We start from the raw sequence: 26524 nt of genomic DNA, 5'->3' as shown, positions 1-26524 counted from the left end.
GGTGGTACGTGGGGTAGGCGAAAGCCGCGGCCGAGAGTTCGTCATGCCTCTAGCGTGGAGCCCGAAGTGGCATTCTGAAATAGCCAATTCATGGAAATTCGAACAGCCCAATTCGGGAGGTACGCGATGCTGGATGAACTTCCGCTCGTCCTCGACCGCGATGCTGAGCAGCCATTATCGGTTCAAGTCGCGGAGGGCTTGCGCGCCGCGGCGAGCAACGGACTCCTGCGCGCGGATGATCGACTTCCCTCGTCGCGAGCGCTGGCCCAGCGCCTCGGCGTGAGCCGCACGGTGGTCGCCGCGGCCTACGACCAACTGCACGCCGAGGGCTGGATCGCGGGTCGGCGCGGCTCGGGCACCTACCTGACCACCGCCCCCGCCGAACCGCCCGCACGACCGAGCACACACAGCACCGCCGAGCACGCGCCGGACCTCCTGGATCTCGGGCCAGGTGCGCCGTGCATCGAGGCCCTCGACCAGGCGGCCTGGCGACGCGCCTGGCGCGCGGCCGCCGACGACTCCCCCATCATCCGCAAGAATCGCGGCGGCGAACCGGAATACCGCGCGGCCATCGCCGAACACCTGCTGCGCCACCGCGGCCTCGGTGCGGGTAGCAAGTCCGTGGTGCTCGCTACGGCCGGAACCAGTTCGGCCGTAGGCGAACTCGCGGCCGCCCTACTGCGGCCCGGCGACGCCATTGCCATGGAAGATCCGGGCTATCAGCGTGCCGCGGGTGCATTCGTCGCCGCCGGTGTCCGGGTGCTGCCGGTGCCGATCGATACCGACGGCCTGCGAGTCGACCGACTGCCCCACGGCATAAAGGCCGTGTATTGCACTCCGGCACATCAATTTCCACTCGGCACGCGCATGCAAGCCGCACGGCGCGTCCAACTCGTCGAATTCGCCAGGCGCGCTGGGCTACTCATCATCGAGGACGACTACGATGGCGAATTACGTTACGACACCGCTCCTTTGCCGCTGCTGGCCGCAATGGCTCCGGACGTCGTCATCCATCTCGGCACCACGAGCAAGATCCTCTCGCCAACTTTGGGGATCGGCTGGCTTGTCGCTGCCCCGGATATCACCGAAGCCGTTGTCGCGCACCGCGAACGAACCGGCACCGGCCCGAGCCCCGCGGGGCAGCGAGTACTCGCCGCATTCGCAGAGCACGGCGATCTCGCCAGACACCTGCGCCGCCTGCGCCGCGCAGTACCCCCACGCCGAACCCTGGTGGTGGACGAGCTTCGCCGCCGCGGACTCGAAGTACTCGGCGACGATGCCGGTTCACACGTAGTAGTGCCACTGGATTCGGCCGAAGCCGAACGCCGTGCCGTGGCCGCGGGCCGAACACGCGGTGTGGCGCTGGACGGACTGTCCCGCCATCACCTTGTGGCGCAACAACATCCACTCGCATCGGCAGTCGGCCCGCACACCTTCGGCATCGCCCTCGGCTACACGGCACTGACCTGGACCGAGCTGCGCACCGCGATTCCGATTGCTGGAGAATGCCTTACGCGGCCCGAGCGCCCAACGTTGCATACCTAGCCATCTGGTGGTCGGTGCGTCCTCGGCGCGAACCACACACAGTAGCCGCCGGGCGTACTCATCGCGAACCCGGGGATCGTTGACCAACGACTCTTGCATGAACCTGCTCCACCCTGAACTGCTGGAATACTCCGCCTTGCACACCCGGCCGAGTCCGTCTCCGATGGCGGCGATCGCGCCCGTGCGGTCGATGAACCACCTCCCAACCCGGGCGGTCGAATCCGTCGGCGGTGGTGGCGATATGGCACGAAGTGGCAGCCGTCGGCCGCAGACGACACCGCAACGCACGGCACAGTTGGGCGATCGCGACTTGACCGGAGCCATGCACTTCGAGCGTGACATGGACGTGGCGACGAACCGCAGGGCTTCTGACGATCCAGCACGCCGCGTTGGACGCCCTCCCGAGCGGAAATATGTTGCGGAACCCGCCGCTCCGGCGCCGATCAGCCCCGGGCCGATTCCCGAAGGACCGTGACCGCGCCGACGCGGTCGTAGCATGGTCCCCATGACCGAACAGGACATCCTGGCGCGTATCAAAAATCTGGTCGACCGCGAGCATGATTTGCGGTCAAGGGCGACGGCGGGTGCGGTCGATCCGGTAGCTGAGCGGCAGCAGCTCGCCGCACTCGAAGTAATGCTCGATCAGGCCTGGGATCTGCTGCGGCAGCGCCGTGCGCGCATCGACGCCGGGGCCACGCCCGAGGAGGCGCAGGAGAATCCGGCCCGTCAGGTCGAGGGTTATCTCCAGTGACCTCCGATTCCGCCGCCGAATACGACGTCATCGTGATCGGTGGTGGGCCGGCGGGCGAGAACGCCGCCGCCTACGCCATCGCGGGCAGCGAGCGCACCGCCGTGATCGTGGAACGGGAACTTGTCGGCGGTGAATGTTCGTATTGGGCATGTATGCCGAGTAAGGCGCTGCTGCGACCGGCTCACGTGCTGTCCGGCGCCAAGGCGATGGCCGGAATCACCGCGAGCGGGCTCGATGTCGACGCGGTGTTGAAGCGGCGCGATGCCTTCACGCACAAGCACGACGACAGCTCGCAGGTCGACTGGGCCAATGACAATCGCATCGAGGTGATCCGCGGGACGGGACGGCTCGCGGGTGAGCGACTGGTCGAGGTCGGCGGCCGACAGCTGCGCGCCCGGCACGCGGTGGTGCTGGCCACCGGCACCAAGGCCGCGGTTCCCGATGTGCCCGGATTGCGCGATGCGCTGCCGTGGATTTCCCGGGATGCGACCAATCTGCACGAAATTCCGCGCCGGGTGGTGATCATCGGCGGTGGTGTGGTCGCGTGTGAGGCCGCTACCTGGCTTGCCGCGCTCGGCGCGAGTGAGATCACCATGCTTGTCCGCGGCAATGCGTTGCTGGGCAATGCCGAACCGTTCGCGGGGGAACGCGTTGCTGCTGCGCTGTCCGATGCCGGGGTTCGGGTTCTGTTCGGCACCCGACCCACACGGGTGGTGCGCGCCGATGCGAAGGACTCCGGCGAGGGCTGGATTCACGGCGGTGTAGTGACCGTCGAGACCGACGAAGGCGAGATCGAGGCCGACGAGATCTTGGTCGCCGCCGGGCGCGGACCGGCGACGGCGGAGCTCGGACTGGGCTCGGTCGGGCTGACGGACGGCTATGTCGAGGTGGACGACCGGTTGACGGTGCGCGGCGTCGACGGCGACTGGCTTTATGCGGTCGGCGATGTGAATCACCGGGCGGCGCTGACACATATGGGGAAGTACCACGCCAGGGTGTGTGGTGATGTCATTGCCGCGCGGGCCGAGGGGCGCGCGCTGGCGGATGCGCGATACGCGGCGACGGCCGACCACGGGCAGGTGCCGCAGGTGGTATTCACCGCCCCGGAAGTCGCGTCGGTCGGGCAGACCGAGGCGGCGGCGCGTAAAGCCGGATATGCGGTGGAAACCGTGGAGCTCGATATCGCGGTCGCCGGATCGGCGCTCGCACGCGACGATTACGCGGGGCGGGCGAAGATCGTTATCGATACCGCCACCGACACGCTGCTCGGAGCCACTTTCGTCGGACCGGAGGTCGGCGAGCTGATCCACGCGGCGACCGTCGCCGTGGTCGGCAAGGTGCCACTGGCGACGCTCTGGCACGCAGTGCCAGCCTATCCGACGGTGAGCGAGCTCTGGTTGCGTCTGTTGGAGGCCCGCCGCTCGTAGTTACCATCGGAAAGATGTCCGATATCACGACCGCCGAGGGAGTTGTCCGCGGTTACCGCGGCCGTCGCGTCCTGCGCTGGCGCTCCCTGCCCTATGCCGCCCCACCGGTCGGCGACCTGCGATTTCGCGCACCGCAGCCGGTGACGCCATGGACCGGTGTCCGCGAGGCCACCGCATTCGGGTTCGCCGCGACGCAGCATCGGTCCGGTGCCAGGATCGGGCCGCGCCGGTATCAGCCGACCAGTGAAGACGCTCTGACACTCAATGTCGTCGCACCCGTCGAACCATCGTCGACACCCCGGCCGGTCATGGTGTTCATTCACGGCGGCGGATATCTGATCGGCACCTCGGCGCTCGGGCTGTATTCCGGTGCGCGACTGGTGGTCGGCGGCGATGTGATCGTGGTGTCGCTGAACTACCGACTCGGTGCGTTCGGCTATGTCGATTTCGGTGAATTCAGCACGCCCGAGCGAGCTTTCGACAGCAACCTCGGACTGCGCGATCAGGTCGCGGCGCTGGAGTGGGTGCAGCGCAATATCGCAGCGTTCGGCGGAGATCCCGGCAATGTCACCATTTTCGGCGAATCCGCCGGTGCCCATGCGGTGCTCTCCCTACTGGCCACGCCCGCGGCGAAGGGGCTGTTCCATCGCGGCATCGCACAGAGTCCGCCCGCCGATTGGGGTATGGGTGCCGAAGATGGTCGTGCTTTCGCTCGCCGATGCATAGAAGCGCTCGGCGCGACACCCGATACCGCGGCTGAGGCACTGATCACCGCCGGTGCCAACGACATTCGGCACGCGGTCGACAAAACCAGCAATACGGTGCTGCGGGAGCGGCCCGGATTGTTCCCGATCGCGCCGGTCGTGGACGACGACTACCTGCCGCAGTCCCCGATCGATGCGATTACCAGCGGTGCCGCACACAAGGTTCCGCTCATCATCGGTACCAATCGCGATGAGGGCACATTGTTCGCGAAGTTCGCCGACGAACTGCCGACCACTCCGGGACGCTTGCATGCCCTGCTCACCCGTGACGGTGGTTCGGAACTCGAATCCCGTGTCGTAGCAGCCTATCCGGGCTATCCGGCTGCGAAGGTCGCCGTTCGTGCCGGTGGGGATTATGTGTTCTGGCGGCCGTCTGTCACCGTGGCGGCTGGTCACAGTCGCTACGCACCGACCTATTCCTACCGTTACGACTTCGCCCCGCGCGCACTGCGTTTGGCGGGGATCGGCGCGACCCATGCCACGGAGCTGATTCCGGTCTTCGGTGCCGCCAATTCGCTGGTCGGCCGGGCCTTCACGGCGGCGGGCGGGCGGCGCGGGATGCAGTCGGTCACTCGGCGGTTCCAGGACCATTGGCTCGCATTCGCGCGGACCGGGCGGCCACTCCCCTCGTGGCCCGCCTATACCGAGGACCGGCGCACAACGCTGATCATCGATGAGGTCACCCGGCTGGAGAATGATCCGGACAAGGCCAAACGTATTGCCTGGCAAGGCATCCGGGTGCCTACGTTGATCTGATCTACTTCAGCAGGCGCGACATGCGGCGGTCCGCGAGCACCTTTCCACCGGTCTGGCAGGTCGGGCAGTACTGGAAGGAACGCTCGGCGTATGCGACCTCACGGACGGTGTCGCCGCAGACCGGGCAGGGCAGGCCGGTGCGGGCGTGTACCCGCATGCCGGAACGCTTTTCGCCCTTGAGGCGGGCGGCGTCCTGGCCGACCGAGCGCTGCACGGCGTCGGCGAGCACCGAACGCATCGCCTCGTACAGCACCGAAATGGTCTCCGCCGACATGGTTTTGGTGTTGGCGAAGGGTGAGATCTCGGCGGTGTGCAGGATCTCGTCGGAGTATGCGTTGCCGATTCCGGCGAGCAGCGTCTGGTCGACGATCGCGGTCTTGATGCGCTGCGATGCGCCGTGCAGGATTTCGCCGAATTGCTCCTCGGTCACCTCGAGTGCGTCCGGGCCGAGGCGCGAGATGCCGGGCACGAGTTTCGGATCGTCGACGATGTACACCGCGAGCCGCTTCTTGGTGCCCGCCTCGGTCAGGTCGAATGCGGGCGTCATGCCCTCCTGGGTGAAGAAGTTCACCCGCAGCGCGAGCGGGCTCTTGCCGCCCGGTTTGGGTGGTGTCCGGCTCGGCTCATCGATCCATCGCAACCACCCGCCGCGCGACAGATGGGTGATCAACCAGAGCCCGTCGCACTCCATCCCGAGGAATTTCCCCCACCGCCCCGCCCCGGACACATCGCGCCCGGACAGCGCCGTAACCGGCGGATCGAACGTCTTGACCGCACTCAAGGCCGCCACATCGACACGCCCCACCACAGCGCCGACCGCGTGCTCACGCAGGAACTGCGCCAACGCCTCCACTTCCGGTAGCTCGGGCACGACCCTCAGGTTACCCGGCCCCACCGACACACGGACGGATCAAGATCAGGTGGACATGGTGGCGAGGGCTTCTCGCGATGCCTCCACAGATTCCACCTGATCTTGATCGCCGGGCGCTCGACGCCGGGCAGCGAGCGACGAGCGACGCTTAGTTCGCTACGCGAGGGCCAGCGCGCGACTGCTAGCAGCAAGAAGAGCGGCGCTAGGCAGCGGTCGCGGGGACGAAGTGGGGGCGGTGGTTCTCGGCCCAGGTGCGGAAAGTCCGGGGTGGGGTTCCGGTGATGCGCTCGACGGTGGGGTGTACTACCGAGGTGAACGCTTCCAGGGCTGTAGCGCGCAAGGCCATGATCGCGTCGGCTACCTCGTCGGGGACGCCGTGGTCGATGATCGACTGGCGGGCGGCGGCGGGTTCCACTTCGACGTAGCGCAGTGGGCGGCCCAGTACGTCCGCGAGGATTTCGGTTTGCTCGCCGGGGGACAGTGGCTGCGGGCCGCTCAGGGGGTAGATCTTGCCCTCGTGGCTGTCGGTGGTGAGCGCCGCAGCGGCGACGGCGGCGATGTCGTGCGGGTCGACTACGGCAATGCGCCCCTGGCCGAACGGGGCGTAGACCGCTCCGTGATCGCGAATCGAACCAGCCCAGTGCAGCGCGTTTGCCATGAACCCCAAGGGGCGCACCATGGTCCACGGGACTCCGCTGTCGCGGACCGCCTGTTCTCCGGCGCGGTGCCAGGTGGGAATCGGATCGGTCGCGGTGTCGTCACCGGTGCGGCCGGATGACATCTTGACGATGTGCCGAACGCCCGCACGGGCTGCGGCTTGCGCGAGATTCGCGTCGTGCGTCGGGATTTCGGGGCCGCTGGACAACAAGAACACCCGATCGACACCACGCAACGCATCGGTGAGGCTATCGGGATCGCCCAGGTCCGCGCGTACCACCTCGATGCCGTCGGGTAGTCCGGCGAGTTCGGGCCGCCGGGTCACCGCCCGCATCGGAACACCCTGCGCCAGCAGCTGGCCGACCAACTCGCGGCCTACAGTTCCGGTCGCTCCGGTCACCAGAATCATCGACTTCTCCTTCGTCTGCCGGGCCGAGCAGCCCGAGGCAAAGTCCACCTTCGGCAGACGCGCGGAAATGCACCATCAACAAACGAAGATCAGCGAATACTTTCCATATCAAGCGCAAATGTGAAAGATATTTCCATGCTCGATGACGTTGACCGCGGCCTGATCCATGCCATGCACATCGATGGCCGCGCACCGTTCAGCAAGATCGCGGCGGTCCTGGACGTCTCGACCCAGACCGTCACCCGCCGCTACCAACGCTTACGCGCCACCGCCGGACTGCGGGTGGTCGGCCTCGCGGATCCGAGCCACGCCGCACATACCCAGTGGCTGGTGCGCCTCACCACTACGACGGCCAGCGGCCAGAACCTAGCGAATTCGCTGGCTCGCCGCCCCGACACGTCATGGGTCAAACTCATCTCCGGCGGCACGGAAATCCTTCTGGTAGTGAATATTCCGCGCGGTGACACCGCTCGCTCGATACTGCTGCGGGACCTCCCCCGTGCCGCGGGCATTACCGCCGTCTCCGCGCACTACGTTCTGCACACCTATCTCGGCGGACCTACCGCATGGCGCGGCCACATCACCGCACTGAGCGAACAACAACGAAAACAACTGGAGCCGAACCAATCCGGGCCCACACCCCGGCGTGGCCTCGCAGACACCGATGTCGCGCTACTGAACGCCCTGCAACAAGACGGCCGAGCTACCTTGTCCCAGCTCGCCACGGCGACCGGCTGGTCACCGGCCACCGTCACTCGACGGCTCACGGAACTACAAGCGGCACAGGCGATCTTCTTCGATGTCGAACTCGACGACACGCGCTTCGGCGCCACCACCCAAGCGCTGCTGTGGATGTCGGTGGCACCGTCGCAGCTCGATCGCGTCGCGACCGCATTGTCCGAGCACGAGGAATTGGCCTTCGTCGCCGCCACCACCGGCCCGACAAACCTTGTCGCCCAAGCCATGTGCTCGGACCCGGAGGCCTTACACCACTACCTCGTCCAACGCCTCGGCGCATTCGAGGCCATTCACACCTTGGAGACCACACCCGTCCTCGCGACCGTGAAGGCCGTCGCGCATCAGGAGCCCGGACGCAGGAGATAGACGTCCATGATCCAACCCTTTTCGGCACGTAACCGAGTGCGCCGCTCGACGATCTCCCGCTCGACCGTACGCAGCGGTCCTTCGATCAACGTCTCGTCGGGCATCCCCAGATACGCGCCCCACCAGATGTGCACGTCGTCGCCGGGCACCTCCTTGAACGAACAGTCACCGTCCAGCATCACCAGGGTCGAGCCGCTGAGTCCGTCCTCGCGCAACCGACGCCCGGTGGTGATGTGCACCGGCTCGCCGATGCGATGCAGCACCATCCGATGCCGAGCGGCCAAGGCCTGCACGCTGGTGACGCCAGGAATCACCTCGTAATCGAAGCTCTCCGCGCCCCGAGCGAGCACCCGCTCGATCATGCGCAGCGTGCTGTCGTAGAGCGAGGGATCGCCCCAGACGAGGATGCCGCCGACACCGTCGACCTGCACGAACTCATGCTCCAGCAGCGCCGAACGGCGATCGTGCCAATCCTCGACAACGCCCTGGTAGTCGGCGGGATCCCGGTCACGCGGCGGATCGGCGATCTCCACGATGCGATACGGGCGATCGAGGTGTTCGGTGAGGATCGACGTGCGCACGTCGACCAGTTCCTGTTTCTCGGCCCCTTTGCCGATCACGAAGAACACTTCGACCTGCCGCATTGCCTTGATCGCCTGGACCGTCACCTGGTCCGGATCCCCGGCACCGATGCCGATCACGTAGAGCTTGCGCATGGCTCGAGCTTGCCAGGCACGACATGGGTAAGCTCGCCAGGCGTGGCCAACAATGCTGATACCCAGTACGAGGACCTGCTGCGCTTGGTCCTGGAGTCCGGCACCGCGAAGGCGGATCGCACCGGCACCGGCACCCGCAGCGTCTTCGGCCATCAGCTGCGCTACGACCTCGCCGCGGGCTTTCCGCTGATCACCACCAAAAAGGTGCATCTGAAGTCGATCGTCTACGAATTGCTCTGGTTCCTGCGCGGCGATTCGAATGTGGCCTGGCTGCGCGAACACGGCGTCTCCATCTGGGACGAATGGGCGGATCGCCACGGCGAACTCGGCCCGATCTACGGCGTGCAGTGGCGATCATGGCCCACCCCCAACGGCACCCACATCGACCAGATCGCCGAAGTACTGCACACCCTGCGCACCAATCCGGATTCCCGGCGCATCATCGTCTCGGCGTGGAATGTGGCCGACCTCGACAAGATGGCATTGGCGCCGTGCCACGCGTTCTTCCAGTTCTATGTGGCCGACGGAAAGCTGTCCTGCCAGCTCTACCAGCGCAGCGCGGACCTTTTCCTCGGCGTGCCGTTCAATATCGCCAGCTATGCCCTGCTCACGCACATGGTCGCACAGCAGACCGAGCTGGAACCCGGTGAATTCATCTGGACCGGCGGGGACTGCCATATCTACGACAACCATGTCGAGCAGGTCACCGAGCAGCTGACCAGGCAGCCCTACCCGTTCCCTACATTGAACCTGCGGCCCGCGCCCACGCTGTTCGATTACGTCTACGAAGATGTGGAAGTGGTCGGCTACCAACACCATCCGGCGATCAAGGCGCCGGTTGCCGTATGAATGCGGCATCGCACAGCGATTCGGTGGTGGGTGGTGGTCGGGCTACGGGAGGGCGCGACCGCACCATCGGTCTGATCTGGGCGCAGACTCCGGACGGGGTGATCGGCTTCGAGAACACCATCCCCTGGCGTGTGCCCGAGGATATGGCGAATTTCAAGGCCGTCACCGTAGGGCATCCGGTCATCATGGGCCGGCGCACCTGGGATTCCCTGCCGCCTCGATTCCGCCCGCTCGACGGTCGCCGCAATATCGTGGTGACCCGGCGGCCGGACTGGTCGGGGACGGGTGCCGAACGCGCCGCATCGCTGTCCGAAGCTATGGCCGTGACCGCGCCGGAGGACGTCTGGATCATCGGCGGCGGCGAAATCTACCGAGCCGCCATGGTTTTCGCGACCGACCTGCTCGTCACCGAGGTGGATGCCGCCGTCGATGGCGACGCCTACGCACCCACCATCGGGCCCGAATGGCACGCCGACGATACGGACCCGTGGCACGAATCGAAGACCGGCCTGCGTTTCCGGATTCGTCGCTACACCCGCAAGTAGTTCGACTTTCGAGCACCGATCGGCAGCGAACACGCCGCATGCCGCCACAGCGACCAAACCGGACACACGTCCCCCGCCATTCGGGCATACTCCTGGATATCAGCCCGTGTCACCAGCCCTGATCCGGCTGATTGCATCTGCGGAAGGTGGTCCATGGACAAGAAATCGCTGACTGCGGTCGCGCGCCAACAGCTCAAGTTGGCCAGCACCGCCACGAGCGGGCGCAGTTCGCAAACCATCTACGGCGGTCATGCCAATGCGCTGCGGCAGACCGTGGTCGGTCTGTCGGCGGGACAGAGCCTGGCCGAACACGATAATGCAGGCGAGTCCACGCTGCTGGTGCTCAGCGGCACACTGACCTTGATCAGCGGCACCAACGAGTGGAAAGGGTCGGCCGGCGACCTGCTGGTCGTGCCCAAGGCACGGCACAGCGTCAAGGCCGTGGACGATGTCGCATTCCTGCTGACAGTGGCCAAGTAGGAGCCGACGGGGCCGCACCGCGTGGCCGGTTTGTCGGGGCCGCCCTCTAGGGTGGAGCGCATGGGTGAGCCGCAGCCGATCCTCGAACCGCTCACACCGGCCGCCATCTTCCTCGTCGCCACAATCGACGAGGGTGGCGAAGCGGCGGTGCGCGACCTGCTCGCCGATCTCCCCGGGTTACGTCGTTCGGTCGGCTTCCGGCTGCCCGGCGCCGGGCTCACCTGCGTCGCGTCGATCGGGTCCGAGGCGTGGGATCGCCTCTTCGCGGGTCCACGACCGGCCGAACTGCATGTGCTGCCCGAATTCGTCGGCGAGCACCACAGCGCGCCGACCACGCCGGGCGATCTGCTCTTCCACATCAAATCCGAATTCCAGGACGCCTGCTTCGAATTGGCGATGACGATCGGTGACCGGCTCGACGGCGCGGTCACCATCGTCGATCAGACCGTCGGGTTCCGGTATTTCGAACAGCGCGATCTACTCGGCTTCGTGGACGGCACGGAGAACCCGGAGGGCTCGGCGGCCTTCAGCGCGGCCTTCGTCGGCGATGAGGATCCGGACTTCACGGGCGGCAGTTATGTCATCGTGCAGAAGTACCTGCACCCCATGGCGGAATGGCGGGCACTGTCGATCGAGGAGCAGGAGCGGGTGATCGGACGCACCAAACTCGACGATTTCGAGCTCTCCGATGCGGACAAGCCCGCGAATTCGCATGTCGCGGTGAACACTGTCACCGACGACGACGGCACCGAGCGAAAGATCCTGCGCGCCAATATGCCCTTCGGCAGCGTCAAGGACGGCGAATTCGGCACCTATTACGTCGCCTACGCGGCCACGCCGAGCATCACCGAAACCATGCTCACCCGAATGTTCATCGGAACGGAGGAGGCGGCCTATGACCGGATCCTTGACTTCTCCATCGCGGTGACCGGCACGTTGTTCTTCGCACCGCCCCTCGACTTCTTCGACGACCTCCCCGACGCACCCGAGGTCGCCACGACAGCGCTCGCGGAATCTTTATCGCCGAATCGCGTTGGCGGTAACGGTTCTCTGGGTATCGGCACGTTGAAAAGGAGCATGCAATCATGAACAACCTCCATCGCGAACTCGCGCCGATCACCGCCGAGGCATGGACAGCCATCGAGCAAGAGGCGACGCGCACCTTCAAGCGTCATATCGCCGGTCGCCGGGTGGTCGACCTGTCCGGGCCGCACGGCACCGACTACTCCGCGGTCGGCCTCGGCCGCACTACCGTCATCACCGCACCGGATGAGGGAGTGCAGGCTCGGCAGCGAGTGGTCGCGCCGCTGGTCGAATTGCGGGTGCCGTTCACGTTGTCGCGCGAGGAGCTCGACGATGTCGAGCGCGGTGCGCAGGACACCGATCTGGATGCGGTGAAAGAGGCCGCGCGCAAGATCGCGTTCGCCGAGGACCGGGCCATTTTCGAGGGCTATCAGGCCGCGAATATCACCGGTATTCGGGCGAGTTCGTCCAATTCGCCGATTACGCTGCCCAGCGATCCGCGACTGGTGCCGGAGTCCGTCGCGCAGGCACTGAGCGCACTGCGGTTGGCGGGCGTCGACGGTCCGTATTCGGTGCTGTTGAGCGCTGACCTGTACACGGCGGTCAGCGAGACCTCCGATCACGGTCACCCGATCCGCACCCATATCGAACGCCTCATCCCGGAGGGCGAGATCATCTGGGCCCCGGCCATCGATGGTGCGTTCGTACTGACCACGCGCGGCGGCGATTTCGATCTGCAACTGGGCCAGGACTTGTCCATCGGCTACCAGACCCATGACGCGCAATCGGTGCAGCTCTACTTCCAGCAGAGTCTGCAGTTCCTCGTCTACACCGGCGAGGCGGCCGTCGCACTGGCGTCCTGATATCTGGGACCCGCCCGCATCGGGAAGCCGGCAGCAAACCGACCGACTAGGTTGAGGTGCGGTATGCAGGAGGGTCGAGATGACGATGGTGCGCGCGGGTGTGGTTCCGACCGGGCGGGCAATGCTGTACGGGATGCTCGGGATCGCGGTCACCGTGCTGGTTTGCGGTGCGATCGTGACCGGATTCGGGGTCAACCGGATCTTCACCGGTCTGCTCGCCGGTGCGGTCGCCGGAATCGCGCTGCTGGTCGCGCTGTTCGGGCGCGATGTCGTCGTGCTCACCGAAGGGGCGATCTACCAGCGCACGCCCTGGCGGGAATCCAGTATCGACTGGGAGCGGGTGGTGGCCGGACGGTTCGCACTCGACGAGCGGGCCCGCTGGTCGCTGGCACTGGATCTGATCGGCGGCGACGAACGGCACGGCGAACTGGTACTGCTGTCCATCCCGCCGGTGCGGCGGCCCGTCGCCGGGGCGTACGACATGCGCAAACGCGAACAGGTCAACGAGATTCGGGCCATGTTGCGACGCAAGCGCGTGCCGGTCACGGTGCTGCCGGAGATCGCCGGTGCGCTGCAACAACATTGGCAGATCGCGCCGCCCGCCCGCTGATCGCCGAGGCCGCGGTGACCGAGACAGGGCGCACCCGGGTCGTATACCTTGGCAGATGTGTCGATGATGAAGGGCGCCAATGTTGCGGTGCCGATGTCTTCAGTCCGCGTCGAGCTGGGGTGGCAGTCAGGTCCAGGGGTTCCGGATGCGGATGCGTCCGCGCTGTTACTCGTCTCCGGGAAGGTGCGGTCGGATAACGACTTCGTCTTCTACAACCAGCCGAGTCATCCGTCCGGCGCGGTGCGGCACGAAGGGAAGCGCCCGGGACCGACGGTCATCGACACGTTGTCGGTGAATCTGGCGCAGGTCGAATCGCAGATCGACACGATTGTGATCGCGGCATCCGCGGATGGTGGCACATTCGGGCAGTTCCAAGGGCTTTATGTGCGGGTGCTCGATGCGGTGAGCGGCGCGGAGGCTGCGCGATTCGACAGCACGGGGGCGAGTACCGAGACCGCGTTCGTGCTCGGGGAGTTGTATCGACGGCAGGGGGCGTGGAAGTTCCGGGCGGTTGGTCAGGGGTATGCGACCGGGTTGGCCGGGCTGGCTACCGATTTCGGGATTTCGGTTGATGATCCTGGGGCTGGGCAGACGCCGCCTGCACCACAACAGCACACACCTTCGCCGGCGCAGCATTCCGCGACATCTCCGCAGTATCCGCCCGGATATCCGCCGAATCCGGCGCAGCCGTATCCGGCGAGCCCGACACCGCAGTCCTACGCGCAGAACCCTGTTCCACCGAACCAAACGCCGCAGCCTTATGCGCCGCCGAACCAACCATCGCAGCCTTATGCGCCGCCGACCGCGTCCAACCAATTCGCCCCAACTGCTGGCGCTTCCGGCGCGCCGGTCGATCTCAGCAAGGTTTCGCTGACGAAGGACGCGCCGACGGTCTCGCTGACCAAGCACGGTGCGACCTCGGGCACCATGCGGGTCAACCTGAATTGGGTCACCGCCCAGACCGGCGGCGGTGGTCTGTTCGGCCGCAAGCGCGCCAACGCCCTCGACCTCGATCTGTGCTGTTTCTTCGAACTGGCCGACGGCCGGATCGGATCCGTTCGTGCCCTGGACCGTTCGTTCGGCGCGCTGGATCGCCCGCCGTTCATCCGGCTCGATCAGGACGACCGGACCGGCAGCAGCGCGACCGGTGAGAATCTCGATATCAATCTCGACTACACCGCGCAGTTTCGCCGGATTCTGGTCTTCGCCTCGATCTACGAGGGTGCGAACAACTTCCAGGGCGTGCAGTCCACCGCGACGCTGTATCCGCTGAACTCGCCGCCGATCGAAATGATCATCGGTGGCTGCCAGGACAACTCGCGCGATGTGATCCTCGCCCATATCGAGAATGTCAACGGCGAGTTGATCGTTCGTCGCGACGGCACCTTCGTCCGGCCGCCCTCGGGGCATCCGGGCGGCGGTGTGCGCGAAATCGCGCGCATGTACAACTGGGGTTTCGAATTCAAAGCCACACGCGGTAAGGGCTAGGGTCGCCTGCCGCGGCCGACCGGTCCGTCGATCTTCCTCGACCAGAGCGTCGACCCGGTCCATGGCTGAGGGATGGAATGGGTGGCGGTCGACGGAAAGTCGTGACGTGCGGGCGGTTCAGGCCAAACGCTGGAGAAGTTCGGTGGCATCGGCGCGGAGGCCGTCCAGATCGCCGCGCCAGCCGAGCATGCGCATGATCGCGTCGGGAATGGTGCGTTCGGCGTGGGCGGGTGCGCTGCCCTCGTCGGAGCGGATGTTGATCACCGTCTCCACGAGCCGGAACGGCAGGGCCTCGGCCCCAGGCACGCCTGCCTCGGCAGCGACCGCCGCGGCCAAAGTCTCGTAGTGCCTGCGCAATTCGTCGCGGCGCAATCGAAAGGCGGCGAAGCGTTCGGTGCGTAATTCCGGAAGTAGGTAGAGCGCACCGAGATTCCAATGCGCCGCGCACAGCTGGCGCACGTCGAACCAGGCCAGCGCGTACAACCGGGTGTGCGCGGGCTTCGGCACCTCACGTATGCGTTCGGCGAGATCCAAGGGGCCTGCGATGGTTTCGGCGAGCAGTGCGTCGAGGATGTCGTCCTTGGACGCGAAGTGGTGGTAGAGCGAGGCCTGCCGGATACCGACCGCATCGGCGACCGTCCGCGTGGAGGTATTGGCGTAACCATTGGTGGTGAACAATTCTCCGGCGGCGTCGAGGATCTCCGCGCGTGGCGTCCGACCGCGCCGGGGGCGCTGGTCGAGACGGGGACGGCCGGGACCGAGATTTGCCACGACGCCATTCTGACACCGCGTCCGATCCGGCCGACCGCCGCCATAGCGATCACACCGGTCTGCTGTTTCCGGCGCGATTGCCCAGTCGTGAGGTTTCTGTCACTCGATAGAAATCCAGGCAACGCAGAAGTTACCGGCGTTACCGGTAGCGATACACGAGGGACACCGAAAACGCGATCGCGAGCGCAAAACTGTCATGCGATAGGTATTGGCCGCTCGCGAAGGATCCCCCCATGGCCACCAAAGTCGATTCCCCCGCCCTCGTCCTCCCACCGCCCGCCGACCAGGACAATGCCGACCTGGCCGGCTTCGGCTATCAGCCGACGCTACACCGCAAACTCGGCCGCTACGCCTCATTCGCGGCCGGATTCTCCTTCGTCTCGATCCTCACCACGATCTTCCAGTTCTTCGGCTTCGGCTATTCGTTCGGTGGTGCCGCATTCTTCTGGACCTGGCCGATCGTGTTCGCCGGACAGTTCCTGGTCGCGCTGAACTTCGCCGAACTGGCTGCGCGCTATCCGATTTCGGGCTGTATCTACCAGTGGTCGCGTCGGCTCGGCGGCGAGGTCGTCGGCTGGTTCGCCGGGTGGATGATGGTGATCGCGCAGATTGTCACGGCCGCTGCCGCCGCGATCGCGCTACAGGTGGTGCTCCCATCGATATGGAGCGGATTCCAGATCGTCGGCGACGACACCGCGCTCACCTCGACCTCCGGCGCCACCAATGCGGTACTGCTCGGCAGCATCCTGCTGGTGCTCACCACGGTGATCAATGTGATCGGCATCGATCTGATGGCGCGGATCAATTCGATCGGCGTCACCGTGGAGATCATCGGCGTGCTGGCGATCATCGCGCTGTTCTTCACCCACACCGAGCGCGGGCCGGGTGTGGTGCTGCAAACCGATCAGGCCGCACCCGGGTCGTATTGGGCGGCGTTCCTCGTCTCCGGTTTGATGGCTGCCTATGTGATGGTCGGATTCGATTCCGCCGGAGAGCTTTCCGAGGAGACCAAGAATCCACGCCGGGTCGCGCCGCGCACCATTCTGACCGCGCTCTCGGTCTCCGCGCTCGGCGGTGGACTGCTGCTGCTCGGTGCATTGATGGCAGCGCCGAGTCTGGATGACGGTTCGTTGGGCACCGAGGGCCTGGCCTATGTGCTCACCTCGAAGTTGGACAGCCCGGCGGGCAAGGTGCTGCTCGGATGCGTCGCAGTGGCGATTACGGTGTGCACCTTGGCAATTCAGACCGCGGGCTCGCGGTTGATGTTCTCGATGGCGCGAGATGGCAAGCTTCCCTTCGCCCGTCGCCTGGCTGTGGTGCATCCGCGCTTCGGCACACCGGTGCTGCCCGCGGTGATCATCGGTGTGCTCGGTATCGGTCTGCTGGTGCTCAACCTCGGCAATGCGGCGATCTTCGCCACCCTGGCCAGCGTCTGCATCGTGACGCTCTATCTGGCGTATTTGCTGGTCACGGTGCCGCTGCTAATGCGGCGGATCAGGGGCTGGGAAAGCGGTGCTGCCGGGCTGTTCAGCCTGGGTCGCTTCGGAATTCCGATCAATGCGCTCGCTGTCGTCTGGGGCATCGCGATGGCGGTGAACCTGGCCTGGCCGCGTGCCGAGGTCTATACGCCGAACGGCGGCAGCTGGTGGATGCTCTGGGCCGCACCGCTTTTCGTGGTGATCGTGGTCGCCGTCGGAGTTGTCGTGCATCGGATCGTCAATGCGAGGCCGAGCACCGAAAGTCTCGAACCCGCCACCCAGCTCGCCTGACCTTGCGTGCGGCGGTGGGTACTGACGCCCACCGCCGCCGCGACAGGGGTAGCCATTCCCCTTCGAGCCACAACAACACGACAACTGCAACCAACGATCAGCTACCCACCGCCCTGGGCGTCCAGAGCACCCTCGAGACGACTACGACCTTTAGGGACAACGATGACCAGCACAGCCTCCACTACCGGAGCGCGCGCACATGCGAGGTCGCAAGCCACCGCCGCGACCATTGCCGGACCTGAACTACCGGATGACGTCGCAGCGGCGAATATCACTTTCGCACAACGCATTCCGGCCGGTGGATACGCGAATGTCGTACTCGGTCGCGGAACCGGACTGCGTTTGCGCGACCCCGCCGGTGCCGCATGCGCGCACGTCTTGCTGCTGCGGGCCGACGCACCGTGGGAGCGGCTCAATGTCGCCGATACGGTGAAGGTGCCGTGGCAGGCGTATCTGGGTGCCGGACATCCACTGCTCTCGGATCAGGGGCGGGTGCTGGCCACCGTGGTCGCCGACACGTCAGGTCGGCACGACACCCTGTGCGGCCCGACTCCCGAAGGCCGTGCGCTGCTGCGGCTCGCGGGTGCGAAGCAAGGACTCCGACCGCGGGATATCGGGCCGACCGTTTCCTTCTTCCGCGGCGTCCGCGTCGAATCCGATGGTGCGCTGACCGCCACCGGTAGTGCGGGCGCTGGCTCCTCGGTCGACCTGCTCATCCACCTGCCGGTGGTGCTGCTCGTCGTCGACACCGCACACCCGCTCGACGACCGGCCCGCGACGGATCTCGACATCGTCGCCTGGTCCGCACCGGAAGAGCTTGCCGTGCGGCACAATTCCGATCCGGAGTATCTGCGGGCCGTGGAGAACACCGAACAGGCCTGGACGGCCGCGACTCTGGAGGTAGGAGCATGATCTCGGCACCGACCCGCACCGTTGTGCTCGAGGAAACCGTGCCCGCCTGCGCGCCGTGGTCGACCGTGGTCCGCGCGGGCGATCAGCTCGAAATCATCGACCTGCACGGAAATCAGGCGGTGGACTGCCTGCTGTACTCGGCGGCCGACCACACCGACCGCTATAGCGCGCAGGCCACCATTACCGCACAGCGCAATATCTTCATCGGGACCGGCAGCGTGCTGCGTACCGATGCGGGCACCGCACTCATGACCGTGCTCGCCGACGAGGTCGGCAACCACGACACCATCGCGGGGGCCTGCTCCCAGGAGTCGAATACGCTGCGCTACGGCCATCACACCCGCCACCAGCACGCCTGTGTGGAGAACTTCCTGTCCGAAGCACTGAAATGGGGACTGGGCAAACGTGATCTGGTGTCGAATATCAACTGGTTCATGAATGTTCCGGTCGAGGCCGACGGAACCCTCGGCATTGTCGACGGATTGTCGGCTCCGGGAAAGAAGGTCACGCTGCGCGCCGAGATCGACACGTTGGTGCTGGTGTCGAATTGCCCGCAGATCAATAACCCCTGCAACGGCTTCGATCCCACACCCGTGCGAATGGTGGTTACCCGATGACCCTCGCCGACCTAGCGGTTGTCGCGCAGAGCGAAGTTACCGGCCCCACCGAGGGCGCGATGCCGATCGAGGGTACGCGCGCCGTCGGTTCAGCGCAGGTGGTACGGCCGGGAATGCTCACCACGGTGCAAGATTGGCCGGGGCGGATCGGATATTGGCACGTCGGCGTTCCGCCTTCGGGACCGATGGACGATCTGTCGTTCCGGCTCGGCAACCGTGTACTCGGCAATCCGGAGGGTGCGGCCGGCCTCGAGTGCACACTCGGCGGTCCCGCGCTGAGGTTTTCCGCGCCCACCTGGGTGTGTGTCACCGGTGCGCCGACCGATGTCACCGTGGACGGGACTCGCGTCCAGCAGTGGCGAACGGTGCTGGTCCCGGCGGATGGAATTCTCGATATCGGCGCGATAAGCGGACCCGGCATGCGCTGCTATGTGCTGATCGCGGGCGGTATCGAACTGCCCGAATATCTGGGTAGCGCGGCCACATTCACGCTCGGCAAGTTCGGCGGCAGCGCGGGTGCCGCGTTGCGTGCCGGTGAAATGCTGCCGCTCGGCGTGCCTCAGGGCCGGGTGGCGGCAGCAGTGCCGATGGAGGAGCAGCCGGTCCTGTCCCGGCGGTGGGAATTGGCCGTCACCGAAGGTCCGCACGGCGCACCGGAGTTCTTCACCCGCGATGACTTCGACACGATCGTCGGCACCGACTACGAGGTGCATTTCAATTCCGATCGCACCGGCGTACGACTGATCGGCCCGAAACCCGAATGGGCCAGGACCGATGGCGGCGAAGCCGGTCTGCACCCGTCCAATATCCACGACACCCCGTATTCGGTTGGGGCGCTGGACTTCACCGGTGATACGCCGATCCTGCTCGGCCCCGACGGACCCAGCCTCGGCGGCTTCGTCTGCCCGGTGACGGTGGTCGCCGCCGATCGATGGAAACTCGGTCAGCTCGCGCCGGGCGATGCCGTGCGCTTCGTCCCGATCCGCAGCGATCGCGCCGCCTCGGTGCGCGAACTCGGCCCGGCCCGGCGCGCCGCGTGGCCCACGGTGCTCTCCCCCGGCGGCGACGGCGATGACGGTGTACTGCGCCACACCGATGTCGACGACGAGACCGGGGTGACCTACCGCCGTCAGGGAGACGACGGCGTACTCGTCGAATACGGCACCATGACACTGGATCTCGGTCTGCGCGCCCGCGTGCACGCCTTGCACCAGCACCTGCTCGAGGTCGGTGTGCGCGGCGTGACGGAGCTGACGCCGGGTGTCCGTTCTCTGCAGATCCGCGTCGATCCGGCGGTCATGCCGGTCTCCACGCTGCTCGATCTGCTCACCGAAGCCGAACAGCGCATCTCCGCTTCCGACCGGCTCGTGGTGCCGAGCCGCACCGTGCACCTGCCGCTGTCCTGGGACGATCCGGCCACGCGGGAGGCGATCACCCGCTATATGCACGGCGTGCGCGCGGACGCACCCTGGTGCCCGTGGAATATCGAATTCATCCGGCGCATGAACGGATCGGCGTCGGTACAGGACGTCTACGACACTGTCTTCGGGGCCGAATATCTGGTCCTCGGTCTCGGCGACGTCTATCTCGGCGCACCGGTCGCCACCCCGATCGACCCACGCCACCGGCTCGTCACGACGAAGTACAACCCGGCCCGCACCTGGACTCCTGAGAATGCCGTCGGCATCGGCGGTGCTTATCTGTGCATCTACGGGATGGAAGGTCCCGGCGGCTACCAATTCGTCGGCCGCACGACCCAAGTCTGGAACCACCGTCACCCCGGCACCCTGCGCGACGAATCCCCTTGGCTACTACGCTATTTCGACCGGATCCACTGGTATCCGGTCGAGGCCGATGAACTCCTCGACCTGCGGGCCGATTTCGCGGCGGGCAAGGTGCAGGTGCGGGCCGAGGACGGTGAATTCGCGCTCGCCGACTATCGCAAGTTCCTGACCGACAATGCCGAATCCATAGACGAATTCCGCGCGGTACAGGCCGAAGCCTTTGCCGCCGAACGCGACTCCTGGCGGCAGGCCGGTGAACTCACCGCCTGATCGCGCATTACCAGCCGAAGAGCTCTGCCATATCGATGGACTCGTCATCCCAGAGTTCCTCGATATGGCGTCGTTCGGCCTCGGGCAGACCCGGTGACCAGCCGCAGCTCCGCCAGAAGTCTTCCCGATGTTGCTGAGTAATCCGTCTCGGCTCACTCATGGCGCTCACCTCTGCATTGCCACCGTCGTGCTGCCATTGATTGTGAGCCTGCTCGGGCCGCGACATGCTGGAACAGGCCCATGTTTTCAGCGCAGTTCGCGGAAGAATTCGCGAATATCGTCTGTCAGCAGTACCGGTTCCTCCAGCGCCGCGAAATGCCCGCCGTGGTCCACATCGTTCCAGCGGGTGATGGTGCTCTCGACTTCGGTGTACCGGCGAATGGCGACGTCATGGGCCAGGACCAGACCGGCGGTCGGCACACCGGAGTTCGGTTTGGGTGCGCCCCAGGTGCCTGCCTGTGCATAGACGACGTAGGCGGCCGAGCCCGCCGTGCCGGTGAGCCAGTACAGCATCACATTGGTCAGCAGCCGATCCCGATCAATGATCTTGTCCGGGTCGACATTTCGCGGATAGGTCCATTCCCGGAACTTGTCCATGATCCAGGCGAGTTGGCCGACCGGTGAATCGACCAGCCCGTACGCCAAGGTCTGCGGGCGGGTCGACTGAATCGCGATATAGCCGTACTCCTCGCGCATGAATGCCTCGATGCGCCGGATCCGGTCGCGTTCGAGATCGGTCAGACTCGCCAACTCTTCCTCGTCGAGTTGCTGTGTCTTGATCGGTCCGGGACCGTTGACGTGCACGCCGACAACACGATCCGGTGCGACTCGCCCGACCTGCGGGCTCACCGCGGCGCCGACATCGCCACCCTGGGTGCCGTAGCGCTGGTAACCGAGCCTGCGCATCAGCTCCGCCCAGGCCGCGCCGATGTGCTCGATCGTCCAGCCGCTCTCGGTGACCGGACCCGAGAATCCGATACCCGGCAGCGATGGAATGACCAGGTGGAAGGCATCGGCGGGATCGCCGCCGTGGGCGCGCGGGTCGGTGAGCGGTCCGATCACGTCGAGGAATTCGACGACCGACCCGGGCCAGCCGTGCGTCAGCATCAGCGGGAGGGCATCGGGCTCGGGCGAACGGACGTGCAGGAAGTGGATGCGCTGCCCGTCGATTTCGGTGGTGAATTGCGGATAGGTGTTGAGCTGGGCCTCGGCGGCGCGCCAGTCGTAGTCGGTGCGCCAGTAGTCGACCAGTTCGCGCAGCCAGGTAGTCGGCACGCCGGTGTCCCAGCCATCGCCGGGCAGCGGTGCGGGCCAGCGCGCATTGTCGAGACGATTGCGCAGGTCATCGAGCTGCTGCTGAGGGATTTCGATGCGGAACGGGGTGATTTCTGTGCTCATGAGAACCACACTATTGGCCACCTAGGACAGCTTCAGCCCTAGGTTTGCGGCAGACTTTCAGTCATGTTGGAAACCTCCGCGCGCCTGCTGCGATTGCTGTCGCTATTGCAGACTCCTCGCGACTGGACCGGCACCGAACTCGCCGAACGCCTCGACGTCGATGTGCGCACAGTGCGCCGCGATATCGATAAATTGCGCAACCTCGGCTATCCGGTCGACGCGACCGCCGGTGTGGCCGGGTACCGCCTCGGGGCGGGGGCGAAACTGCCGCCGCTGCTGCTCGACGACGATGAGGCGGTGGCCGTTGCCGTCGGGCTGCGCACCGCGGCGGGCGGCACCATCGCGGGCATCGCGGACAGCTCTTTGCGCGCGCTCACCAAACTCGAGCAGGTGCTGCCGTCGAGGCTGCGGCATCGCGTCAGCCTGCTCCAATCGGTCACTGTCACAGTGCCTTCCGCGGGCCCCACCGTCGATCCCGATGTGCTGACCGCCGTCGCCGGCGCCATCCGCGACAATCACCGTCTGCGCTTCGACTACCGAACCCACAGCGGCACAACATCATTGCGCACCACCGAACCGCATCGGCTGGCGCACACCGGTCGGCACTGGTACCTCATCGGCTGGGACATCGACCGCGCGGACTGGCGTACCTATCGCGTCGACCGCCTGCACCCCCGCATTCCCACCGGCCCCCGCTTCACCCCGCGCGAGCCACCCGAAACCGACCTCGCCCACTACGTCACCAGTGGCACAACGACTTCCCCCTACCGCTATGTCGCCCGCGTCACCCTGCACGTACCCGCCCAGGTCGCCGCAGAACGCATTGCCCCGACCGTCGGCGTCATCGAGGCCATCGACGACCGGACCTGCCTACTCCGCACCGGTTCCAACTCCCTGGACGAACTCGCCGTCTACATAGCGACTTTCGGCTTCGACTGCCGAATCCACGAACCCCCCGAACTGATTGCCCACATCCGCGAACTCACCACCCGCCTTACCACAGCAATCAACCAACAGCCACACCGCAACGACGGGTGACACTGCTCGCCCCCTGGGGTGTCGTCGAACGCAGTCGAATGGTGGTCGCCCACGCCGAATCCGACCGCCATATCACTACGCTCGGCGAGTTGCCGGAGGCGGATAACGCAGGCGCGGGTCAGTTGGGATCGTTTTGTTGTCGGTCGATGAACTGCTGGCCTTCGTACCTGCGCGGCCGCGACCTGGACCACCTGCCCAGGAACGATCGATCCATACACATGATCGCCGAACGACAAGTTCGGCTCATGGCATCAGTGACGCCGGATCCACGGTGAATTCGAAAGGACTGCGCAGGGTGACGGTGTCTCCGGCCGCCACCCGGTGCGTCCGTTCGTAGGCGTCTTCCGGTCCAAGGGCGTGTGCGAACAGGACCGGCAACTTTTCGTCGGTGAGCTGGCCTTTGAACGGGTTGATCTCGACGCGCCAGTAGTTGGGGATTTCGGCGGCCGCGTAGAGCACGGGCTTGACCATTGCGTCCTGCATGGTCGTTGATTTACTGATGCGTAAACGAGCGATAGTCGGGCTTAACGGCCTACCCTCAGTCGATACGGGCCACGCACGCACAACCAGGCCCAGGACGGGGGCGGGCGGCCCAAGAGCTGGATAGGCCGTCCGTCAGACGGCTATCTAGCCCGCCTTTCGAGCGCCTTCCGGATAAGTTCCCGCGCTGCCTCACCTGTAACCGATTGACCGGCAAGCACATCGAACGCCCGGCCATAGATCGCAACTTCTCTCGGCTGAGTGATTGTCAGCTCTGCCGCCGTGCTCTCAACCATAACCATGCGGTTGTCGAACATGACAAAGCTGTTCGAAACGATGAGCGCTTCGGCAATAGCCGGAATAATACCTATAGTGATCCGGGGAATTCCGATGATTGACGCCAACCTATCGAGTTGCCCTCGCATCACATCGTCATTCCCAACAGTCGTAAATAGCGACTGCTCACTGATCAGGAAGTGAAACCGGTGTTCACGCTGATAGAGAATGCGTTGCCGGTCCATCCGCTTGGATACGCCTTCTTCTACATCATCGGGCACTCGATAGAACTCGACATGACGCCTGAGGATGGCCTCAGCGTATTCGGCGGTCTGGAGGAGACCAGGAACTACTTGAGTGGTGTAGACACGGAGGCTATTCGCCTCCGCTTCGAGCTTCACAGATTTCTGCTGTCGGCGCTTCACCCCGGTAGCAAGGATTCGCCGCCACTCCAGATAAGCAGTATCGATGTTGTGGAGGGTCGCGAGCAGGTCCTCGAGTTGATCGGCTGCATTCGCATGCTCACAATAGGCGCGTATATCGGAGTCAGACGGCTTGATCCGCCCATATTCGATCTTCGAGACTTTCGACGGGTGCCAGCCAGACAGAGAGGCGAGCCTCCGGCCAGTGATACCCGATCTGCGGCGAAGCTCCCGGAGCCGCGCTCCGAGAGCTTCGCGCGCGTCGTCAACACCTGTCACTGTCGGCCGTAGTCGCTATCGACATATTCGACGTACGGCGTAGCCAAATCCCAAAGCCGTTGTTTCACACTCTGGCAGTATTCGACTATGCGGGAGTCAGTAGTGACGGCCACCCCTTCTGCCTGTGCGCCCTGCTCGTCAACGAGGTTGAAAACCACCCGATCATTATCGATGAGCCACCAATCATCGGGTGGCACCTCCCCGGCGAGATGGCGCGGTACGTAACGAATATCTTCGCCCGCCTCCACATTGCCCTTAGTGACAGACAATAGCCATCGTTGGTAATCCGAGTGGGGGATGGTTACAACTCGCACGCGGCTAATTTCCACACCCCGCACGGTTGCATCTTGAACGAGGGCAACCCAATCGTTCTTGTAGTCGTCAACCGTCGGAGGCTCGCCGTTGAGGAATCGGCGAAAGCGTTCGTTTTCCTGTGGAACGGCATAAGCGTCTCTGACCTCCAAATGAAATGCTCGAGCCTTACAACCGTGGAAGAAGCCCAACCAGGTTGACCAATCATTTCGAAGGTACTGCACCGTAAAACATCCTCTGTGACATCGGTACTTCGATAGCGGTTTCGTTGTCGGCTAGGTCTAGCTGCCCCAGCGTCTCAGCGTCGGTTACAGGTTGACCTGTAAGGGTGAAGGTACCCCTGCCGGTGTCAGTGAGCGTGGCTCCGATGAACGTATCCGGCTCCAGGAAGCCGAGTAGGAGATGAGGTATCTCAACGGTTTCGGGTCGGTCGGTGATCCACCCCTGAGCAAGGTAGCCGTCGTCGGTGGCGTAGAGGGAAGGGCATCCTGTGACCTCTGAGCCACCCTTCCCGAGGAACCTCAAGCCCATGTCCAAGCCTCCTATCTAATTGGGTGCACGAAGTTTCTCGTGCTGGCTACATGATCCCCTGCATCTCAAACCTTTGTTGCCTGATAGACGAATCTGAGCAACTTTTTGCAACTTTCTGGTGTTGCTGCTCGGGGACTCCTTAGCGTCTGAGCTGGCCCCCGTGACATGTGACGCCATACCGGTCACGGGGTGCCTACCAACACTGGACAACAGGAGTCGAGATGGACAGGCGCACAAGACTGTTCGTGTTCCCAGGAGGGTTGTTGGAGGTCGCCGACTACGGCGACGAGAACGACGGCCCGGGGGTGTACCTGGAGTTGTGGACTCCAGCCAATCATTCGCTACCGCAACGGGTTCCGGGTGCTGCCGTTGTGAATCATCGCGTCAGCCCTGTCGAACCTGCCGACGCCGAGACGTGCGCCACGGTGCTGCGACTGCTCCGAGACCTGCCGTGATCGCGCTCGGCTGGGTTGTCGCGATCGGGCTACCGCTGGCAGTGACCGTCGGAGTGATCGTGTGGCCGGAACAGATTCCGAAGGACAGCACCGTCAGGGAGATCCGAACCACGGACGCCGAACATCGTCACGTTCGGGAAGCCGGAGCCGTCCGAAAGCGGTTCTTACTCATGCCCCGTCCGGATCGAAGGCATGGAGACGGAGCCGTTGACCCGGGCTATCTTCGGTGTGGATGCGGTACAGGCCCTGATCGAGGCAATGGTCTTCGCCGGTCGTCTGCTCGAAGCCAACGACGGCGAGTACACGTTCCTCGGGGAATCCGACCTCGGATTTCCTCGAAGCTGACACATAG

Annotated in this window: 28 protein-coding genes and 1 pseudogene; 19 read left to right on the top strand and 10 right to left on the bottom strand. The window is 65.1% G+C overall.

The features are described 5' to 3' along the window. The first annotated feature begins 126 nt into the window (after nt 1–126). The 4 genes from ACQPXH_RS05735 to ACQPXH_RS05720 all read left to right on the top strand — a co-directional run bounded on the left by ACQPXH_RS05735 (nt 127) and on the right by ACQPXH_RS05720 (nt 5243). Nucleotides 127–1545 (top strand): PLP-dependent aminotransferase family protein, encoded by a 1419-nt coding sequence (locus ACQPXH_RS05735; RefSeq protein ID WP_433601279.1) that lies wholly within the window; start codon nt 127–129, stop codon nt 1543–1545. A gap of 505 nt (nt 1546–2050) precedes the next feature. Continuing rightward, nucleotides 2051–2296: a DUF2630 family protein gene (locus ACQPXH_RS05730; protein WP_433601278.1), complete on the top strand. Its 246-nt coding sequence runs from the start codon at nt 2051–2053 to the stop codon at nt 2294–2296. Beyond that, nucleotides 2293–3723 carry a dihydrolipoyl dehydrogenase family protein gene (locus ACQPXH_RS05725; protein WP_433601277.1) on the top strand — a complete coding sequence of 477 codons (1431 nt, stop codon included), beginning with the start codon at nt 2293–2295 and terminating at the stop codon, nt 3721–3723. The genes ACQPXH_RS05730 and ACQPXH_RS05725 overlap by 4 nt, the downstream gene beginning before the upstream one ends. Before the next feature lie 14 nt (nt 3724–3737). Further along, nucleotides 3738–5243 carry a carboxylesterase/lipase family protein gene (locus ACQPXH_RS05720; RefSeq protein ID WP_433601276.1) on the top strand — a complete coding sequence of 502 codons (1506 nt, stop codon included), beginning with the start codon at nt 3738–3740 and terminating at the stop codon, nt 5241–5243. 1 nt (nt 5244) lies between these two features. Here the strand turns inward: ACQPXH_RS05720 and ACQPXH_RS05715 are convergent, their stop codons facing one another. Together ACQPXH_RS05715 and ACQPXH_RS05710 are read right to left on the bottom strand one after the other, a co-directional pair. Beyond that, nucleotides 5245–6114, bottom strand: a complete 870-nt coding sequence (locus tag ACQPXH_RS05715) for an Fpg/Nei family DNA glycosylase (protein WP_433601275.1) — start codon at nt 6112–6114, stop codon at nt 5245–5247. A 202-nt stretch (nt 6115–6316) separates the two neighbouring features. Then, nucleotides 6317–7180, bottom strand: coding sequence for an NAD(P)H-binding protein (locus tag ACQPXH_RS05710; protein WP_433601274.1), 864 nt, complete (start codon nt 7178–7180; stop codon nt 6317–6319). Nucleotides 7181–7315: 135 nt separating this feature from the next. Here ACQPXH_RS05710 and ACQPXH_RS05705 point away from each other — a divergent pair, with 135 nt between their 5' ends. Then, nucleotides 7316–8284: an Lrp/AsnC family transcriptional regulator gene (locus ACQPXH_RS05705; protein WP_433601273.1), complete on the top strand. Its 969-nt coding sequence runs from the start codon at nt 7316–7318 to the stop codon at nt 8282–8284. Here ACQPXH_RS05705 and cobF read toward each other — a convergent pair. Beyond that, complete coding sequence (gene cobF, locus ACQPXH_RS05700) at nt 8260–9000, bottom strand: precorrin-6A synthase (deacetylating) (RefSeq protein ID WP_433601272.1); 741 nt, start codon at nt 8998–9000, stop codon at nt 8260–8262. The two genes, ACQPXH_RS05705 and cobF, sit on opposite strands and share 25 nt — an antisense overlap. A 42-nt stretch (nt 9001–9042) precedes the next feature. On the opposite strand from cobF, the gene ACQPXH_RS05695 reads away from it, so the two are divergent. From ACQPXH_RS05695 to ACQPXH_RS05665, 7 genes are all read left to right on the top strand, one after another. After that, complete coding sequence (locus ACQPXH_RS05695) at nt 9043–9849, top strand: thymidylate synthase (RefSeq protein WP_433601271.1); 807 nt, start codon at nt 9043–9045, stop codon at nt 9847–9849. Next, nucleotides 9846–10394, top strand: coding sequence for a dihydrofolate reductase (locus tag ACQPXH_RS05690; RefSeq protein WP_433601270.1), 549 nt, complete (start codon nt 9846–9848; stop codon nt 10392–10394). The genes ACQPXH_RS05695 and ACQPXH_RS05690 overlap by 4 nt, the downstream gene beginning before the upstream one ends. A gap of 153 nt (nt 10395–10547) precedes the next feature. Further along, complete coding sequence (locus ACQPXH_RS05685; RefSeq protein ID WP_040695490.1) at nt 10548–10874, top strand: cupin domain-containing protein; 327 nt, start codon at nt 10548–10550, stop codon at nt 10872–10874. A gap of 60 nt (nt 10875–10934) precedes the next feature. Next, on the top strand, nt 10935–11963 hold the full coding sequence (locus ACQPXH_RS05680; protein WP_433601269.1) for a Dyp-type peroxidase: 1029 nt from the start codon (nt 10935–10937) through the stop codon (nt 11961–11963). Then, entirely contained in the window at nt 11960–12760 is an 801-nt protein-coding gene (locus ACQPXH_RS05675; protein WP_063036943.1) for a family 1 encapsulin nanocompartment shell protein, read from the top strand. The genes ACQPXH_RS05680 and ACQPXH_RS05675 overlap by 4 nt, the downstream gene beginning before the upstream one ends. 79 nt (nt 12761–12839) lie before the next feature. After that, nucleotides 12840–13370: a hypothetical protein gene (locus tag ACQPXH_RS05670; protein WP_433601268.1), complete on the top strand. Its 531-nt coding sequence runs from the start codon at nt 12840–12842 to the stop codon at nt 13368–13370. Between the two features lie 63 nt (nt 13371–13433). Next, a complete protein-coding gene (locus tag ACQPXH_RS05665) occupies nt 13434–14858 on the top strand; it encodes a TerD family protein (protein WP_433603319.1) in 1425 nt (474 codons plus the stop codon). Nucleotides 14859–14975: 117 nt separating this feature from the next. Here the strand turns inward: ACQPXH_RS05665 and ACQPXH_RS05660 are convergent, their stop codons facing one another. After that, complete coding sequence (locus ACQPXH_RS05660) at nt 14976–15629, bottom strand: TetR/AcrR family transcriptional regulator (protein WP_433601267.1); 654 nt, start codon at nt 15627–15629, stop codon at nt 14976–14978. A gap of 233 nt (nt 15630–15862) precedes the next feature. On the opposite strand from ACQPXH_RS05660, the gene ACQPXH_RS05655 reads away from it, so the two are divergent. From ACQPXH_RS05655 to ACQPXH_RS05640, 4 genes are all read left to right on the top strand, one after another. Continuing rightward, complete coding sequence (locus ACQPXH_RS05655) at nt 15863–17398, top strand: amino acid permease (protein ID WP_433601266.1); 1536 nt, start codon at nt 15863–15865, stop codon at nt 17396–17398. Between the two features lie 162 nt (nt 17399–17560). Further along, complete coding sequence (locus ACQPXH_RS05650) at nt 17561–18310, top strand: DUF1989 domain-containing protein (RefSeq protein ID WP_433601265.1); 750 nt, start codon at nt 17561–17563, stop codon at nt 18308–18310. Continuing rightward, nucleotides 18307–18927 (top strand): urea amidolyase associated protein UAAP2, encoded by a 621-nt coding sequence (locus ACQPXH_RS05645; protein ID WP_433601264.1) that lies wholly within the window; start codon nt 18307–18309, stop codon nt 18925–18927. The genes ACQPXH_RS05650 and ACQPXH_RS05645 overlap by 4 nt, the downstream gene beginning before the upstream one ends. Before the next feature lie 59 nt (nt 18928–18986). Then, complete coding sequence (locus tag ACQPXH_RS05640; RefSeq protein ID WP_433603318.1) at nt 18987–20981, top strand: 5-oxoprolinase/urea amidolyase family protein; 1995 nt, start codon at nt 18987–18989, stop codon at nt 20979–20981. A 7-nt stretch (nt 20982–20988) separates the two neighbouring features. On the opposite strand, the gene ACQPXH_RS05635 is transcribed toward ACQPXH_RS05640, so the two are convergent. Both ACQPXH_RS05635 and ACQPXH_RS05630 read right to left on the bottom strand, forming a co-directional pair. Continuing rightward, nucleotides 20989–21141, bottom strand: coding sequence for a hypothetical protein (locus tag ACQPXH_RS05635; protein WP_169814426.1), 153 nt, complete (start codon nt 21139–21141; stop codon nt 20989–20991). An 86-nt stretch (nt 21142–21227) separates the two neighbouring features. Continuing rightward, nucleotides 21228–22379 (bottom strand): epoxide hydrolase family protein, encoded by a 1152-nt coding sequence (locus ACQPXH_RS05630; protein WP_433601263.1) that lies wholly within the window; start codon nt 22377–22379, stop codon nt 21228–21230. Between the two features lie 63 nt (nt 22380–22442). On the opposite strand from ACQPXH_RS05630, the gene ACQPXH_RS05625 reads away from it, so the two are divergent. Then, nucleotides 22443–23417 carry a helix-turn-helix transcriptional regulator gene (locus ACQPXH_RS05625; RefSeq protein ID WP_433601262.1) on the top strand — a complete coding sequence of 325 codons (975 nt, stop codon included), beginning with the start codon at nt 22443–22445 and terminating at the stop codon, nt 23415–23417. Nucleotides 23418–23660: 243 nt separating this feature from the next. Here the strand turns inward: ACQPXH_RS05625 and ACQPXH_RS05620 are convergent, their stop codons facing one another. From ACQPXH_RS05620 to ACQPXH_RS05605, 4 genes are all read right to left on the bottom strand, one after another. Further along, nucleotides 23661–23900 (bottom strand): hypothetical protein, encoded by a 240-nt coding sequence (locus ACQPXH_RS05620; RefSeq protein ID WP_433601261.1) that lies wholly within the window; start codon nt 23898–23900, stop codon nt 23661–23663. 140 nt (nt 23901–24040) lie between these two features. Then, a complete protein-coding gene (locus tag ACQPXH_RS05615; RefSeq protein WP_433601260.1) occupies nt 24041–24874 on the bottom strand; it encodes a helix-turn-helix domain-containing protein in 834 nt (277 codons plus the stop codon). Next, nucleotides 24871–25410 carry a DUF6879 family protein gene (locus ACQPXH_RS05610; protein WP_433601259.1) on the bottom strand — a complete coding sequence of 180 codons (540 nt, stop codon included), beginning with the start codon at nt 25408–25410 and terminating at the stop codon, nt 24871–24873. The genes ACQPXH_RS05615 and ACQPXH_RS05610 overlap by 4 nt, the downstream gene beginning before the upstream one ends. Continuing rightward, nucleotides 25391–25717, bottom strand: a complete 327-nt coding sequence (locus ACQPXH_RS05605) for a hypothetical protein (protein ID WP_433601258.1) — start codon at nt 25715–25717, stop codon at nt 25391–25393. The genes ACQPXH_RS05610 and ACQPXH_RS05605 overlap by 20 nt, the downstream gene beginning before the upstream one ends. A 221-nt stretch (nt 25718–25938) precedes the next feature. On the opposite strand from ACQPXH_RS05605, the gene ACQPXH_RS05600 reads away from it, so the two are divergent. Together ACQPXH_RS05600 and ACQPXH_RS05595 are read left to right on the top strand one after the other, a co-directional pair. After that, nucleotides 25939–26172 carry a hypothetical protein gene (locus ACQPXH_RS05600; protein WP_433601257.1) on the top strand — a complete coding sequence of 78 codons (234 nt, stop codon included), beginning with the start codon at nt 25939–25941 and terminating at the stop codon, nt 26170–26172. A 93-nt stretch (nt 26173–26265) separates the two neighbouring features. Then, nucleotides 26266–26517 (top strand): annotated as a pseudogene (locus ACQPXH_RS05595) (DUF6968 family protein); the annotation flags it as partial. Nucleotides 26518–26524: the final 7 nt, after the last annotated feature.

Origin of the sequence: Nocardia sp. CA-135953 (assembly GCF_050955735.1) — a bacterium.
GTDB lineage: Bacteria > Actinomycetota > Actinomycetes > Mycobacteriales > Mycobacteriaceae > Nocardia.
The sequence above is the reverse complement of the archived record's forward strand: the minus strand, read 5'-3'. Positions and strand labels throughout refer to the sequence as shown.